This window comes from Thermodesulfovibrionales bacterium (assembly GCA_035686305.1).
Lineage (GTDB): Bacteria > Nitrospirota > Thermodesulfovibrionia > Thermodesulfovibrionales > UBA9159 > DASRZP01.
Genome location: DASRZP010000017.1, coordinates 17664 through 32815, shown reverse-complemented (window position 1 = coordinate 32815; position 15152 = coordinate 17664). Strand labels below are relative to the sequence as shown.

At 51.7% G+C, this 15152-nt stretch carries 16 protein-coding genes, 1 tRNA gene and 1 pseudogene; 5 read left to right on the top strand and 13 right to left on the bottom strand.

Translation table 11 applies throughout. The features are described 5' to 3' along the window. On the top strand, window positions 1-206 hold a 206-nt coding region (locus VFG09_01760; GenBank protein ID HET6513858.1), incomplete at its 5' end, for a hypothetical protein. A 240-nt stretch (window positions 207-446) separates the two neighbouring features. Here the strand turns inward: VFG09_01760 and VFG09_01755 are convergent. After that, window positions 447-522 (bottom strand) — tRNA-Ala (locus VFG09_01755). A 237-nt stretch (window positions 523-759) separates the two neighbouring features. On the opposite strand from VFG09_01755, the gene speD reads away from it, so the two are divergent. After that, the gene (gene speD / locus VFG09_01750; protein HET6513857.1) at window positions 760-1167 is read left to right on the top strand and encodes an adenosylmethionine decarboxylase; all 408 of its coding nucleotides are present in this window, start codon (window positions 760-762) and stop codon (window positions 1165-1167) included. A 3-nt stretch (window positions 1168-1170) separates the two neighbouring features. Here speD and VFG09_01745 read toward each other — a convergent pair whose 3' ends face one another. The 3 genes from VFG09_01745 to VFG09_01735 are packed head-to-tail and all read right to left on the bottom strand — an operon-like array spanning window position 1171 to window position 4656. Next, on the bottom strand, window positions 1171-2361 hold the full coding sequence (locus tag VFG09_01745) for a phosphoglycerate kinase (GenBank protein ID HET6513856.1): 1191 nt from the start codon (window positions 2359-2361) through the stop codon (window positions 1171-1173). Between the two features lie 50 nt (window positions 2362-2411). Beyond that, window positions 2412-3410: a type I glyceraldehyde-3-phosphate dehydrogenase gene (gene gap / locus VFG09_01740; GenBank protein HET6513855.1), complete on the bottom strand. Its 999-nt coding sequence runs from the start codon at window positions 3408-3410 to the stop codon at window positions 2412-2414. A 10-nt stretch (window positions 3411-3420) separates the two neighbouring features. Continuing rightward, a complete protein-coding gene (locus VFG09_01735) occupies window positions 3421-4656 on the bottom strand; it encodes a DUF1015 domain-containing protein (protein HET6513854.1) in 1236 nt (411 codons plus the stop codon). A gap of 93 nt (window positions 4657-4749) precedes the next feature. Between VFG09_01735 and tgt the strand changes: the two genes are divergently transcribed. Then, the gene (gene tgt, locus VFG09_01730; protein HET6513853.1) at window positions 4750-5856 is read left to right on the top strand and encodes a tRNA guanosine(34) transglycosylase Tgt; all 1107 of its coding nucleotides are present in this window, start codon (window positions 4750-4752) and stop codon (window positions 5854-5856) included. Window positions 5857-5921: 65 nt separating this feature from the next. Here tgt and VFG09_01725 read toward each other — a convergent pair whose 3' ends face one another. Then, window positions 5922-6587, bottom strand: a complete 666-nt coding sequence (locus tag VFG09_01725; protein HET6513852.1) for an HAD family hydrolase — start codon at window positions 6585-6587, stop codon at window positions 5922-5924. Window positions 6588-6893: 306 nt separating this feature from the next. Between VFG09_01725 and VFG09_01720 the strand changes: the two genes are divergently transcribed. Then, the gene (locus VFG09_01720; GenBank protein ID HET6513851.1) at window positions 6894-7439 is read left to right on the top strand and encodes a winged helix-turn-helix domain-containing protein; all 546 of its coding nucleotides are present in this window, start codon (window positions 6894-6896) and stop codon (window positions 7437-7439) included. Between the two features lie 269 nt (window positions 7440-7708). Here VFG09_01720 and lpxC read toward each other — a convergent pair whose 3' ends face one another. Both lpxC and VFG09_01710 read right to left on the bottom strand, forming a co-directional pair. Next, entirely contained in the window at window positions 7709-8596 is an 888-nt protein-coding gene (gene lpxC, locus VFG09_01715; protein ID HET6513850.1) for a UDP-3-O-acyl-N-acetylglucosamine deacetylase, read from the bottom strand. Between the two features lie 244 nt (window positions 8597-8840). After that, window positions 8841-10202: a TldD/PmbA family protein gene (locus tag VFG09_01710; protein ID HET6513849.1), complete on the bottom strand. Its 1362-nt coding sequence runs from the start codon at window positions 10200-10202 to the stop codon at window positions 8841-8843. Between the two features lie 176 nt (window positions 10203-10378). On the opposite strand from VFG09_01710, the gene mtnP reads away from it, so the two are divergent. After that, entirely contained in the window at window positions 10379-11164 is a 786-nt protein-coding gene (gene mtnP / locus VFG09_01705; GenBank protein ID HET6513848.1) for an S-methyl-5'-thioadenosine phosphorylase, read from the top strand. Between the two features lie 69 nt (window positions 11165-11233). Here the strand turns inward: mtnP and VFG09_01700 are convergent, their stop codons facing one another. The 6 genes and pseudogenes from VFG09_01700 to VFG09_01675 all read right to left on the bottom strand — a co-directional run bounded on the left by VFG09_01700 (window position 11234) and on the right by VFG09_01675 (window position 15141). Further along, a complete protein-coding gene (locus VFG09_01700) occupies window positions 11234-11986 on the bottom strand; it encodes a formate dehydrogenase accessory protein FdhE (GenBank protein HET6513847.1) in 753 nt (250 codons plus the stop codon). A gap of 7 nt (window positions 11987-11993) precedes the next feature. Then, on the bottom strand, window positions 11994-13073 hold the full coding sequence (locus VFG09_01695; GenBank protein HET6513846.1) for a cytochrome c peroxidase: 1080 nt from the start codon (window positions 13071-13073) through the stop codon (window positions 11994-11996). Beyond that, window positions 13060-13485, bottom strand: a pseudogene (locus VFG09_01690) (thioredoxin domain-containing protein). The gene VFG09_01695 and the pseudogene VFG09_01690 overlap by 14 nt, the downstream one beginning before the upstream one ends. A gap of 12 nt (window positions 13486-13497) precedes the next feature. Further along, window positions 13498-13650, bottom strand: coding sequence for a hypothetical protein (locus VFG09_01685; protein HET6513845.1), 153 nt, complete (start codon window positions 13648-13650; stop codon window positions 13498-13500). Window positions 13651-13763: 113 nt separating this feature from the next. Then, window positions 13764-14378 carry a cytochrome b/b6 domain-containing protein gene (locus tag VFG09_01680; GenBank protein ID HET6513844.1) on the bottom strand — a complete coding sequence of 205 codons (615 nt, stop codon included), beginning with the start codon at window positions 14376-14378 and terminating at the stop codon, window positions 13764-13766. Beyond that, the gene (locus VFG09_01675; GenBank protein HET6513843.1) at window positions 14371-15141 is read right to left on the bottom strand and encodes a 4Fe-4S dicluster domain-containing protein; all 771 of its coding nucleotides are present in this window, start codon (window positions 15139-15141) and stop codon (window positions 14371-14373) included. The genes VFG09_01680 and VFG09_01675 overlap by 8 nt, the downstream gene beginning before the upstream one ends. Between the last annotated feature and the right edge of the window lie 11 nt (window positions 15142-15152).

The window sequence follows — 15152 nt, the reverse complement described above, 5'->3', positions numbered from 1 at the left end:
TTATGAAGACAAGGGGCCGGCCCTTTTCCGATAGGGATACGCAGATAGCAGTCAGTACCGTCGTCTTCTGCAGCACGTCACTGACTATCTCCTTGACATTCGTTTGCGGGCAGGGATCGGCCCTGCCCGTGAACGGATGGAGACGAGGAAAACGCCGGCAACAAAATGACCAACTGACAGACAGCCAGAGGGAGATTAAAACATGATCAAATGGAGCGCGAAGCCCACCGCAGCGGACAGGAAAGACTGGATGAAGTACTTGGACGAGCTGAAGAAGGAAACCCTGGCGTGCCTCGTTGAGAATCAGGTGCCCTGATTTCTCTCCCGTTCAGCAACGAGTTCTCAGCAGCAAGAAGACCCCCGTCGGCTCCCTCCGCGGGGGCTTTCTTTTTTCGTCGAAACGGCATAAAAAAGGCAGCGCACCAATCGCTGCCTTTTGTCTTTCTTGGTGGAGCTGAGGGGAGTCGAACCCCTGGCCTCTTGAATGCCATTCAAGCGCTCTCCCAACTGAGCTACAGCCCCTCACAGTGTTTTTTACCTTATCATTTGGGTCCTGTCAAAGTCAATATCGCGCGAGGTTTGGTCTCACCGGATTCTCCTTCCCCATTGGAAGGTTTTTGTTGCAGATTTGTGAACAAAGGAGCCGCTTATAGCAACAACGAAAATTTTCTCTTGACAAAGGATGCCTTTTTGGGGTATGTTTTTAGTTCAAGAGGGAGTGCTTCACTCCGCAAGTTCACCTCGAAGGGGGGTAGAGAATTGTATGCTTTAGGTGCCCATCTTTTAGTTGAATTGAAGGATTGCAATCCTGAAATACTCAAGAGTCTCGAAGAAGTCCGTGACGCACTGGTCTCTGCAGCAAGAGAAGCAAAGGCCACCATTGTAGATATCTCCTTCCATGAATTCAGTCCCTTCGGAATCAGCGGCATGGTCGTTATCGCGGAGTCCCATCTCTCTATTCACACGTGGCCGGAATACGGCTATGCGGCAGTTGACATTTTTACCTGCGGCGAGGTGATCAGGCCGGAGGTGGCTGCTGCCTATCTCATCGAACGTTTTGAGAGCAAAAGTCCATCGATCGTGGAGATGAAACGGGGGATCCTGTCACACGAGAACATTAAACTGCCTCATAAGTGCTCAGAAAGCGAAATGCAGTCCGTTGCGTAGCCGTTAGTCTTTCTTGTCCGTGAGCGCAGCGATACCCGGGAGTTCTTTTCCTTCAAGGAGTTGAAGGGATGCGCCGCCGCCCGTCGATATAAAGGAAATGGAATCAGAGACGCCGGCCCTGTGTACTGCAAGGTCGGTATCTCCGCCGCCGACAATCGTCAGGGCATAGGCGTCTGCGACAGAATGTGCGACGGCATAGGTTCCTCTGGAGAAGGCGTCGATCTCAAAGACTCCCATAGGGCCGTTCCAGATGATGGTCTTGGCATCCTGGATCGCCTCAGAGAAGAGCCGCACCGAAGCAGGGCCGATGTCGAGTGCCCGCCAACCCTTCGGTATCTCCTGGGTCGTTACGATCTTCGTCTCTGCTCCGGGCTCCATGCTCTGGGCAACAACACAGTCTACGGGGAGATAGAATCTGACGTTGTTCTTTATGAGTTTCTCACGGAGATTGTTCGCAAAACCGAGCATCTCGGCCTCAACGAGGGAATCGCCGATCTCATATCCCATAGCCTTAATAAAGGTGAAAGCCATGCCGCCTCCGACAATGACCTTATCCACCTTGTCGACGAGGTTCTCGAGAACGCCGATCTTCCCCGAAACCTTGGCGCCGCCGAGGATCGAGACAAAGGGCCTGATCGGATTTATCACAACACCCTTGAGATACTCGATCTCCTTCTTCAGGAGGAACCCGGCGGCAGAGGGAAGGAACTTTGTGATGCCTGCTGTTGAGGCATGGGACCGGTGCGCGGCACCAAAGGCGTCATTGACGTAGCAGTCTGCGAGCTTTGCCAGGGATTTTGCAAATTCCTCGTCGTTCTTCTCTTCACCGGGATAGAACCTCAGATTCTCGAGGACAAGAACGTCACCGTCCTTCATCTTCGCTATGGTATTCTCCACTTTCTGTCCGATGCAATCTTCAGCAAAGATGACTTCCTTGTCAAGAAGCCTCTGGAGCCTCTTGGCAACGGGAGAGAGGCTGAATCTTGGGTCAGGCTTTCCCTTCGGCCTCCCCAGGTGAGAGGCAAGAACGACCTTTGCCCCCTCATCGATGGCATAATTTATTGTCGGGAGCGTGGAGCGGATCCGTCGGTCGTCCGTTATCTTAAGGTTCTCATCTATCGGCACATTGAAGTCGGCTCGGATAAAGACCCTCTTGCCTCTGATCTCAAGGTCTTCTATCGTGAGTTTTGACAGAATATCAGAAGACGGTACTGGATTTCCGTTTTTCCTGACCATGAATCACCTCACTTTGTGAGATAGAGGACGAGGTCCCTGAGACGGCTGCTGTACCCCCATTCATTGTCGTACCAGGAGATGATCTTTACCAGCCGGCCTTCCATAACCTTTGTCAGGGTCGAATCGAAGATAGAGGAATGGGGGTTCCCGTTGAAGTCAACAGAGACCAGGGGGACATCCATATACTGGAGAATACCCTTCATGGTTCCGTCAGCCCATTTCTTCATCGCCCCGTTCACCTCATCGGCTGTCACCTCTTTTTTCAGCTCTGCCACGAGATCAACGACAGAGACGTTCGGTGTTGTGACCCTGATCGCAAAACCGTCAAGCTTGCCTTTCAGGTCGGGAAGAACGAGGCCGATCGCCTTTGCCGCACCTGTCGTCGAAGGGATCATCGAAAGGGCGGCAGCGCGGGCCCTCCTCAGGTCTTTATGGGGGAGGTCAAGGATCCTCTGATCATTCGTATAGGAGTGGACCGTTGTCATCAGGCCGCGGACGATGCCGAATTCTTTATGGAGGACCTTTGCAACGGGGGCGAGACAGTTTGTTGTGCAGGACGCGTTTGAGATGATCCTGTGTCTTGAGGGGTCAAGCATCTCTTCATTGACCCCGAGGCAGACGGTTATGTCGGGTTCTTTTGCAGGGGCAGATATGAGTACCCATTTCGCCCCTGCATCGATATGTTTTGAAGCCTTTTCCCTGTCGGTAAAGAGTCCTGTCGATTCGATGACGACATCGACTCCGAGGGCTTTCCAGGGAAGGTTGTCGGGAGACCTTTCAGCAGATACCTTGATCTCTTTCCCGTCCACAAAAATGTTGCTGCCCGCTGCCTTTACGTCCGCACCGAATATGCCGTGCACGGAATCGTACTTGAGGAGATGTGCCAATGTGGGGGCATCGGTGAGGTCATTGATCGCAATAATCTCAAATTCCTTGATCCCCTTACTCGCCCTCAGAAAATTCCTGCCGATCCTTCCAAAACCGTTGATAGCCACTCTGACAGCCATGCCGACCTCCTTATATCGAGTTTGTTAAACTGTTGATAACAAAACCGGTCATCACCTTGGGATAGAAATACGTTGACTTGGGAGGCATCCTTGTAACGGAAAGGGCCACCCTCTCCACATCCTCCACCCGTGTCGGGTTCACAAAGAAGACGGCGTCATAGTCACCGCTTCTGACTCTTCTCCTGGCCTCTGAAGCATCCATCTCATAAAGGATGGCAGAAACTGTCAGAAGCTCTTTCAGGATCAGCTCATGGAGTATGGTAACGTCCAGCCCCTTTAAGGCAGGCGGAATGCCTTTCAACTCCCCGCCCGTGTACCTCAGAAGGTACTGGCTCGAGTCTCCCTTCCGGCAAAAGCCAAAGACCTGCGTTCGGCCCCCTATGAGCACCGTGATATCATCGTCTGCAGGTACGCTCTCTATCTCGAAACGTCTTGAGAGTATTTCGAGGGCGTTGTCTTCATTATATCGCACGATTCTGTGGGTTGGAAGTATGGTCAATCCGCCGTCTGCTATGTTTGCCAGAAACATAAGGACGTAATCGCGGGGTTCAGAGGACGCTGTCCTCCCCTTCAACCGCTGATATTCCAGTGCAGTCTCATACCTGTGGTGACCGTCAGCAATAACAATGGACTTGCCGGCGAGGTCGGATCGGATGATCCCTATGTCTTCACCGTTATCAATAATCCAGAGCCTATGGGAGGCGCCTTGGATATCCAAGGCATGCAGGTAAGGTTCCCTTCTCGCAACACGTTCGATTACACCTGACGCCATTCTGGCGGGACTGTTGTAAAGCGAAAAGATGGGGCTCGTGTTTGCTTCACAGGCAGCCATGAGATTGAAGCGGTCGATCTTGGGTTTCGAATGCGTCTCTTCATGGGGATAGACACCCTTGCCGAGTTCTTCGAGTCTCACGAGACCGAAGAGACCGCAGGTCCTCCTCAGTCCCTCAGGTGCCTGATAGGACATTTCATAGGCATAGAAACAGGGTCTCTCCGATCTTACCAAGATGCCCTCGCTCAGCCACTCCTTGAGAAAAGATGCCGCCCTCAGGTATTTGTTCTCACCTTCGTGATCTCCGCTTGCTTCAGCGCCGGCGTCTATTCTGACGATATTATAGGGGCTCTTTTGGTAAAGGAGCTCGCGCAGTTCGGGGGTGATGATGTCATAGGGCGGTGCAACCACATCGTCTCCTGACACCCTCGATGCATTATACAGGATTCCTGTGAATGGGATGACTTCAGTCATAAACGCTATACCCAAAGAAAGGATTGATTATCATAGCATTCCTAGGGGCTTAATTTCAAACGGATTTCGGTTGTGTGGTATTATGATAATGTCATGAATTTCGGGATCCTCAGGGAAGAAGGCTTCGCCCGTACGGGCATCCTCGAACTCCGAAGGGGCAGTGTCCATACGCCGGCATTCATGCCGGTGGGTACAAACGCTACCATCAAGGGGATGTCTCCCGATGAGATGAAGGACATAGGCGCTGAGATCATCCTCGGCAACACCTATCACCTCTATCTGAGGCCCGGGCACGAGGTGATCAGGTTCATTGGGGGGCTTCACAGGTTTATGAACTGGGACAGGCCGATCCTCACTGACAGCGGAGGGTTCCAGGTCTACAGTCTTTCAGCTCTCAGAACGATCGAGGAGAAGGGGGTGCTCTTCCGATCCCACGTCGACGGTTCTCTCCATTGTATTGGCCCGGCTGAGGCCATGGAGATCCAGGGGGCTTTAGGCTCGGACATCGCCATGGCCTTTGACGAGTGTACACCATATCCGGCCACCTATGAATATGCCCTCACCTCTCTGAAGCTTACCACGGCATGGGCAAGAAGATGCAAGGAACTCCGGAAGAGCGGACAGGCTCTGTTCGGAATCGTCCAGGGATCAATGTTCAGAGAACTCCGGAAGCAGAGCGTCGAGGAACTGAGGGCGATAGGTTTCGACGGGTATGCCGTTGGAGGACTGAGCGTGGGAGAACCAAAGGAGATTATGCATGAGATGGTGGCGTATATCGGCCCGCTCCTTCCCCGGGAGTGTCCGCGCTATTTGATGGGCATCGGAGACCTTGAAGATGTCCTCGTAGCTGTGGAATCAGGCTTCGATATGTTCGACTGTGTGATGCCGACAAGGAACGCACGGAACGGGACGCTCTTTACCAGCACGGGAAGAATGAGTATCAAGCGGACGGAATATCGGATGGATGAAAGACCCCTCGATCCGGAATGCGACTGCTATACCTGCAGGAACTATACGAGGGCTTACCTGAGGCATCTCTTTCTTACGAGAGAGATCCTCTCGATGCGGCTCAATACCATGCACAACCTTTACTTCTACCTGAAGTTTTTTGAGAGGATGAGGGAAGCGATCAGCAAGGGGACCTTCCGTGACTTTAAGAGAAGCTGTGAGGGGATGCTGGGGACAGCGACTGTGAAGTAGGAAGGGACTCTTGGGCTGCCCATGGCATTCCCTGCTCCGTCCGGCGGCAAAAATACTCTGATGGGTCAGGAGAGAGACGAATAGTCCATTTCTGCCATCGTGCGCAAGACCATATGGGCGCCGGTCTCAGCGAGTTCCTCATACGTGTATGGTCCCGTTGCGACGGCGACTGAGCGAGCCCCGTGAATCTTTGCGCACTCCACATCCCGGGGCGTATCGCCGATGACAACACAATCGCCGTATGCAATCCTTTTCCCGGAGAACTTTCCAAACCTCTCGGCCGCAATGGGCAGGAGTCTGTTCCGGTCTTCGTCGTCATCGCCGAAGGCGCCCAGGGGGAAGTAACTGTTGAGGCCGAAGGGCTCAAGCTTGATCCGTGCGCCCCGTTCAATATTGCCGGTGAGGAGGCCGAGCTGAACGTCCATCGTGCTGAAGGCATCGAGCGCCTCGGCGATCCCGGGCTTTACGTGCCTGCCGGAGTTCACCATCTGAATCCTGAGGTGTCTGACATAGCTGTCGCAGAGGAGCCCGATGTTCCCGTTCGCTGAATTCATGCCGTGTTTGGCAAGCCCTTCCTTGAGTATCTGGATGTCGGTCTTGCCTGCCATACTGATCCCTTTGAATGCCTCGCGGATGGCGAAGATTTCTTCGAAGGCGAGATTCAATGACCGTGTCCCTGCTCCTCCTGAGTCGAGGAGGGTTCCGTCTATGTCAAAGAGTATGAGTTTCATGTGGCATGCTTCTCCTGCACTCCTGCACACCCATTATACCCTATCGTGCGTGGGCCCTTCAATGAACGATGACACCGCTTCGGGCGCAATGGTTAACGACGCGTTCACACGGAACAGAGGCGCGGGAGAGCTTCACCGTGGACGAGGGAATGCCGTTCATGAGTCGGTAACGAAGGAAAGAGTTCCAATTCTGGAACAGTCGTTCCTTTTTTAGCATCGTTCACAAAAATGCACTTTTTGTTCATAATTGTTATTTTTTTGTTGACAAACAGAAATTTTTCGTATAACGTATGGTAAGGAGTGAGAATGTTAAAAAGTCTATTTTCGTCATCAATACGAGCAGATGTCCTCTCCCTGCTCCTCAACAGTCCCGACGAACAGTTCTACGTCCGTGAAATAGCAAAGCTCCTTAGAAAGAACCCCTCCGGCGTCAAGCGGGAACTCGACAACCTCGAAAAGATGGGCATCGTCAACAGCGAAAAAGTTGCCAACCTCAAGTATTTTCAAGCCGACAAAGATTCACCCCTCTACTCGGAACTCAAGAATCTCATCGCCAAGTCACTCGGACTGCCGGGAGCCATAAAGGCTCTCCTCAGGGCTGCAGGTGCAAAGGCCGCTTTTATTCATGGTCCCTATGCAGAAGGCGAGGTCGTCAACAGCGTCGATTTGGTGGTCATCGGTGCTACGCCAACGGTACTCAAAGGCCTCAAGGACCTGGAAAAAAAGTTTGGACATAAAATAAACTGCACATTAATAGATGAGACGGAGTATAAGACGAAGAGAAAGAAGAGAGACGCAGGGATAAAGCGGCTCCTTTCGGGGAAACGGATTTCCCTTATCGGAAGGGTATAGCTTATATCCTAAGAACTCCCCGGATGTCCGGGGACAGAAAGGGGGTGAACTGAATGGCAACAAAGAAGGCAGCAGCAAAAAAACCGGCAGCGAAGAAGCCGGCAGCGAAGAAGACCGCAAAGAAAAAATAAGTTACGTTGTGGGGAACTCTTGGCTGGAGAAGAAATTCTCCAGCCCTTTTTTTTGTTTGCGGTCTTCAGTAGATATGAAACTCTATTTTGATGAAAAATTCAAGCTAATTTTGTAACCCTTGGGATTAAAAACGTTTTTTATAGGTAGGAGAGGGCCTGAGGATACTCGGTTTCGGACACGACAGGCTCCGAGACGATCTCCCAGCATTCAGGGCATGTGAGCAGTTTCTTCATAAATTTGAGGTTGTTCGAATGGCCTGACTTGTTTGCCACGATATGGCCGTAAATGGGGAATCCGATGAGGGAAAAATCACCGATTAAATCGAGGACCTTGTGCCTCACAAATTCATCTTTAAACCTCAACCCTGACGAGTTTATTACGCCTTTGTCAGTCAGAATAATGGCATTATTCAGGGAGCCACCTTTTGCGAGGCCCTGTGCCATCATGTATTCGACGTCCTTGAGAAACCCGAAGGTCCGTGCCGGAGCTATCTCCTTGATAAAGGTCTCTTCATTGAGATCAAGGCTTATATTTTGCTCACCAAGCAGATGGTGATTGAAATGGATCCGGTACGTTATCTTTCTCCCGTCGTAAGGGAAGATGGCAACCTCGGAATGACTCTCACTCATGCTGATGGGCTTGGTGATCCTCATGTACGGTCTTTTCTTTCCCTGTTTTGCTATGCCGGCCTTCAGAAGTATGCTTACGAGTTCTGTTGAACTCCCGTCAAGGATCGGTATCTCTGGCCCGTCAGCTTCTATAATGACGTTATCCAGCCCCAGTCCGACGAGTACGGCAAGGATATGTTCAACGGTCCTGATCTTGACGGTTCCGTTCCCGAGGGTTGTCGCAAAAGCCGTGTCAGTCACCGCTCCGATATGGGCACGTATGACCATTGGTCTATCGGTCCGGTGAAAGATGATACCTGTATCGCGGGGTGCCGGTCTGACCGTCACCGATGACAGCCTTCCGGTGTGCAGACCGATTCCGCTGAACGTAATTTCCTGTTTGAGGGTTCTTTGCAAGCGCATGTTTTTCGTAAGAAAGCAAGGTTGATGCCAGAGAAAATTATCTCTTTTCAGGTCACCGATCACGCCCCTCTTGACTCGTGAAAGAAGGATCCGCAAAAATGCTCAATGAATAATATCATTATAAATAAAGAACTTATTTCTCCCGTCGCCAAGATCGCCCCATGGCGCGAGATGGAGAGATCCCGGTCGTTCTCTCTCCTAATATGGTGGAGAAATATCTGCAAGTGTGTCTTTATTGCTACAGGTCAACTGCCCCACCAACTACCATCTCAGCCACCCTGAGAGTCGGCATTGCATCTGAGACGGGCACTCCCTGTGAGTCCTTCCCGCATGTGCCGATCGAGAAGCCAAGGTCTGATGCCACCATATCGATGGATCTGAGGACATCCGGGCCGTTTCCTGTAAGGGTCGCTCCACGCACCGCGTCCCCGATCTGCCCGTTTTCGATAAGATAGCCTTCCTGGACAGCGAAAACAAAGTCGCCTGTTACCGTGTTGACCTGTCCGCCCCCCATCTTCCTGACAAAAAGGCCCCTTTGAGTCGATCCTGTGACCTCATCCGGAGAGGAGTCTCCCGGCGCAATAAACGTGTTCGTCATCCGCGGTATGGGGCGGTGATGATAGGATTCCCTGCGGCCGTTGCCGGTAGGTCTGACGCCATCACGCATGGCGGTCAACCTGTCAAAGAGGTAGCCGACAAGGACACCTCTGTCGACAAGGGTTGTCCTGCCGGATGGAATCCCTTCATCATCAAAGCGAAATGAGCCTCTCTTTCCCGGCAGCGTTGAATCGTCCAGAACGGTTACTAGCTTTGATGCCACCTCACTTCCCATCTTGTGAGAGTAGACAGATAACCCCTGCTGCGCCAGGTCCGCCTCGAGACCATGACCGATGGCTTCATGAATCATGGTCCCGCCTGCCTCCGAGGATATGACGATCGGCATCCTCCCGCCCGGCGCCTTCCGGGACGTCAGCATAAGAATGGCTCTTCTTGCAGCCCTGAGGGACAGAGCATCCAGAGATACAGAGTCAAACAGCTCGAATCCCACGCTCCCACCCTCGGCTTCATATCCTGTCTGAACTAATCTGCCGTCCGTTGTGATAACATGAACTGCCGAAACCGTGTGAATACGCTCGTCTTCAGCTATGACATTGTCGGAGGTTGCTATCTGGACGCTCTGGGCTGAGTCACGGTACGTTACCGTCACCTGTTTAATGCGGTTGTCGAAGGAACGGGCGGTACGGTCGGCGGACTTCACGAGTTGAATCTTTTTTTCTGTCGGGACATTGTCAGGGAGCATCGCTATGGCAAAATCGATCTTCGGTCTTTCCCTTTTCAGATCGAGATGGATATTCGTTGCTGTTCCTAATGAAAAGGTCTTGCTCAGCGCAGCGGCAAGGTCAACAAGGGCGATCCTCGAGAAATCGTTGCTGAACCCGTATGCTGTCCTGCCTCTGGAAATCAGTCTTATTCCGACGCCGCAGTCAATCCCTGAAAAAACCTTTTCGATTCTGCCGTCCTCAAGGTGAAGAGACGTCAGCCTCTTCTGCTCCACGAAAATGTCCGCATATTCACCTCCGTGGATCAGAACCTTCTTCAAAACATCAGATAATAGTGCAGGGTCTACCATAATGGGCATACTCTCGATGCTGGACTTCTCGAAACGTTGTATTATAGCATGGATAAAGAGCTGGGGCGTAGAGCGAGGGGCAGGATAACACAAAGATCAATATCCCTCTGCCCTTCATGTTGCCACGTTATTCGTAGGGAGGATTTATGCCGAAGATCGGAATTATTGGCGGAAGCGGACTCTATGGGATCGAAGGCGTCGAAGTCAAAGAGATGAAAAGAGTGACGACGCCCTTTGGAGAATGTTCCGATGATTTCAAGATATGCGAATTCCACGGTATCGAATTTGCGTTTCTTTCGAGGCATGGAAGTCCTCACCGCATTGCTCCTCACCGGATAAATTATCGTGCAAATATGTGGGGCTTCAGGGAGATGGGGGCCGAGAGGATCGTTGCGGTCAACGCTGTCGGCGGAATAAACAGGGATGCGGCGCCCGGCGATATCATGATTCCCGATCAAATTATTGACATGACCGAGGGGAGGCAAAGCACATTCTATGAGGAAGATGAGGTGGTCCACGTCGATTTCACCTTTCCCTTTTGCCCGGAATTAAGGGGTCTCCTCACGAAAGCGGGGAAGACTGTTGGTCTCGATCTCAAAGAAACAGGAACGTACGTCTGCACCAATGGGCCAAGGCTCGAGACAAAGGCAGAGATATCGTCATTCCAAAGGATGGGGGGAGATATGGTAGGGATGACCGCCATGCCGGAGGCATGCCTTGCAAGGGAGCTGGAAGTCTGCTTTGCAGGGATCGCGGTCATCACGAACTACGCAGCAGGAATATCGGAGAGACCCCTGACGGTCACCGAAGTCGTAGAAACCATGAAGACCTCCATGGTGCGTATCAAGGATCTCCTGAAGGAGACCCTGAAAATCATCCCTGAAGAAAGAGGGTGTGAATGCCGGCATGCGCTCAGGGATGCACGGTTATAGTGGAGAGCATCGCCCGCATCAGGCAGGGTAGGTATAGCCCTCTACGCTGTGCGCTTCGGTCCAGTTACACTACACCATCCGTAGCATACCGACGGGGTTCCGGGCAAGTCGATGGTAGCCTTTCCCCTGGGCTATGATGTCCAAGGGCAGGCTTACGAGGTCCGCAAGCTCGGGAGTGAGACTGTCGTTATCCAGGATTGCCTGATTTACGGTCTTCACATAGGAACCACACCGGTCACAAGCGTCGATCCTGAACCCATTCTCTTCTTCAGCGGTAAAGATCTTTATCAGTGAGCTGTCATCGGTGGAGCAGAGAGGGCAGCCTATCCGCCGGTAGGTCCCTATCGTAAGACAGTATGAGCAACAAAGGTCTCTCTTGCCCTCGTGATCAATTGCTGCAAAGGACGCTTTTGCTCTACAGAGCGGACACCGTCCCTTCTCCCAAAAAACATTATCAAGGTTGTGCAATTCCCTCAAGCGGCTGAAGTAAGGTTTACCCAGGAGATAGAGAACCACTCCAAGCTCGTCTTCGTGATAGGGTAGAGAAGAGACAGCCAGTTCATTCCTCGGAAGCCTCGTGAAGTCGATCTGCCCGGACTTCAATGCCTCCTTCAGGGGGAAAAGGGTTTCCTCTGCCAAGTCAAAAACCGATAGGAAGGTTTCAAAAATCGGATCAATCAGGAGAGAGGGATAAGCCACATCGTCAAAGGGAATTCCCCTGGCAAGGGCAGATACCCTTGAAACAAAGGCTGTCGCCTTCTCATAGAGCCTGAGAATATCCTTCAGATGGGGTTTTTCGATAGCGATTCCTTCGATATCCATCGGGAACTCAGGGGATCTCAGGATACCTGATGACGATCGGTTCCCCGCTCAGGGCTTCCATCAGGAACGTCCGCAGGGACCTCTTCTCATCACTGCTCAGCCCCAGGGGCTTTAAACTCTTGTTGCCCGGACCGCCGCCTCTGTCAAAGAATTCTATCACCTCATCGATGGTCTTGAAGATACCGTTATGCATGTAAGGTGCCGTTCTCGCAATCTCTCTCAACGTCGGCGTCTTGAAGGCCTTCCAGTCTTTCTTATCTTTTGTGATCAAGTATCTTCCAGGGTCCTCATTCAGATTTTTATAGCCTTCATAATGATAGATCTTGGCAACGAATCTTCTCGTCGCGATGACCCTTGGATCATTTTGATATGCGGCATTTTCAGGAACGTGGAGTGCATAGAATTTGTCGTCAGCGAGATTGACGCCGTAATGGCATTCAGAGCATTTCCCTTTCCCTGTGAATATCTCGAACCCTTTTTTCGCATCAGGTGACAGCGCATCCTTATCCCCTTTCAGATAGTTGTCCAGAGGCGCATGGACAGAAATCAAAGTCCGCTCGAAGGCAGCGATGGCCATGGCAATTCTTTCCCTTGTCACATCACCGCCAAAGACATCCATAAACGCTTTATTATACTCGGGAACGACTCGTATCTTTTCCTCAAGATAATCGAGATTCAGATTCATCTCGAATGAGGACATCATCGGAAATAGCGCCTGCTCTTCCAGAGTCTCCGCCCTCCCGTCATGGAAGAGGTATTTCTGGAAAGCCACATTGATCAGTGTCGGGGAGTTTCGCCAATTCTTCGTCGTAGGGTAACTCAGGGAAATATCAAGGCCGTCGGAAAATGCCTGCTCCGGATCGTGACAGGTCACACAGCTCATCGTGCCATCGCCGGAAAGACGCCTGTCAAAAAAGAGCGTCTTCCCGAGTTCGATCTTTTCGGGAGTCTGGCGGTTTATCTCGGGTACCGGAACAGACGTGAATGGCTCAAGGTGACCGGCCCATGCAGGACCTGAGAAAGAGGAGAGGAAGAGGACGCAAGAGAGAAGGAAAGACCCGAAAGAGAGGAATCTATTTCTTAGCATTCTTGAGCTCCTCGTCGACAATGTTCTTGATATATTCGTAAGGTCTGTTCCCTACCACCTTCCTACCATTGATGAAGAAGGTCGGAGTGTTGTAAAGGTCGAGATCGACAGCAAGCTTCTTGTCCCTCTCAATGAGCGCTGAATGTTTCACGGTATCGAGGGCTTCGGTAAACCTATTGATGTCGAGACCTAGCTCCTTCGCATACTGGATCAGACTTGCGCGATCCAGTCGAGGAGACTTCTTAAGGAGGAGGTCGTGCATCTCCCAGTATTTGTTCTGGTCTCCGGCTGCGAGAGAGGCCTCGGCAGCGATATGAGAAAAGTCGCGGTATTTGTACGGATAGTTCTTGATCACAAGGCGGATCTTTCCCTTATACACAGACAGTATCTTCTTCACGGTCGGACCGGCCGCAACACAGTGGGGTCATTGGAAATCGAGAAACTCGATGATCGTGACTGGCGCATCAGCAGGCCCCAGGACCGGCGAATCCCCGATAGGAACGTCATACCGCTTATCCTCGGCAAAAGAGATGGATGCTGTGAAGAACAGGATTGCAAAGATGAACAGCTTTCTCATAGCTATTTCCTTTTCGGGGTGATGATCCCCCGTGTCACTCCGGTTTCGTGTGACACGGGGGATCCTTAGAAATTACTCAAGAGCCTTTTCCATATGCAGAGGAGCAAATAAGCTCAAGCTTTATGTTCTTTCTCCACTTCAGATATCCACTTTGGAGATACCTTCTTCGCCCACCAATAGGGAGCCGTTCCATAGATCATGAGCCTGAATGTCCCGGGGTTAGCGAGGGAGCCCAGATACATATGGGCGGGGACCAAAATCATCAACATGACAAAGCTAATATTGTGGATTAGATGAGAATACATTACGTATATCTTGTTGTCAGCCATAAGCCAGAGGACCAAACCGGATCCAACAATACCGGCACTAAAAACGACCAGGCCAAGGAAATAGAACTTCTGACCGGTATTAACCTTCCCCATGGGCGGTACCGTTACTTTATGGGAGAGATAGCCTCCAAGTACCTTGATCCATCCGATGTCGTCAGCGTCAAAGGTGAGGGACTCTTTCAGGAATAAGAAGAGTGAGCAGAGGAGGGAGACCGAGAAGGCGATACCCAAGTAATTATGCCACATCCTCATGGACTCAAACCCGCCGAAAAAGGAACCGACAGACTCGATATGGAAAAGAAAACCAAATCCCTGAACAGCAAGGACGATGCAACTCAGGGCCAGAACCCAGTGGTCCAGAATCGCGAATGCGTTATATTTCTTTACCATCTTATCCATCTTTCCTCACCTCCTCTTCTTCTTTTATCTTATGGGGGCCAAAGGCAACATAGTGCACCAGCGATGCAGCCACGACGCCTCCCAGTCCTATAAATGACAGGGGTTTGAGCACTTTATGCCAGAAGACGACGGTCTCTGGTATCGCGGGTTTTTCATTCATGCCATAGAGTTTCGGTGCATCCTTGAATGCATAGAGAGCCCCGAGTCCGCCGAGGTCAGACTGTCCGTAGAGCTTTCCATAGCCCACTTTCCCGGCTGCAGCGATGAGCCCGTCCCTGTCTCCGTATTTCAGAGCACCCGTAGGACAGGTCTTTGTGCATGCAGGCTGAAGTCCGTTTGCGATCCTGTCGAAGCAGAGATGGCATTTCGAAATCTTGTCTTTCTCATCGTAACGTGGAACGTTAAAGGGACATCCGACCGCACAGAGTTTGCATCCGATGCATTTGTCTTTATTGGTCCCGACAGCGCCTTCCTTTGTCCTGTACAGTGCTCCGGGGGCAGGACAGATCTTCATGCAGCCTGCGTCATCACAGTGCATGCAGCGCTGGTTCAGAAAAAGCCACCGCGTTGCGTCTTTTTCGGAGGGCACCTCAAGATAGTGGATCCTGTTATAGAGATGGGGAGTGAGATCGGGTGGATTTTCGAAGCCTCCCCTGTTGATGGTCTTGTCCCCGGGAAGCTGGTTCCACGACTTGCAGGCAACCTGACAGGCCCTGCACCCTATGCACAATTCCGGAGAAACGAGTATTCCCATTCTCGCCATGATAGCACCCC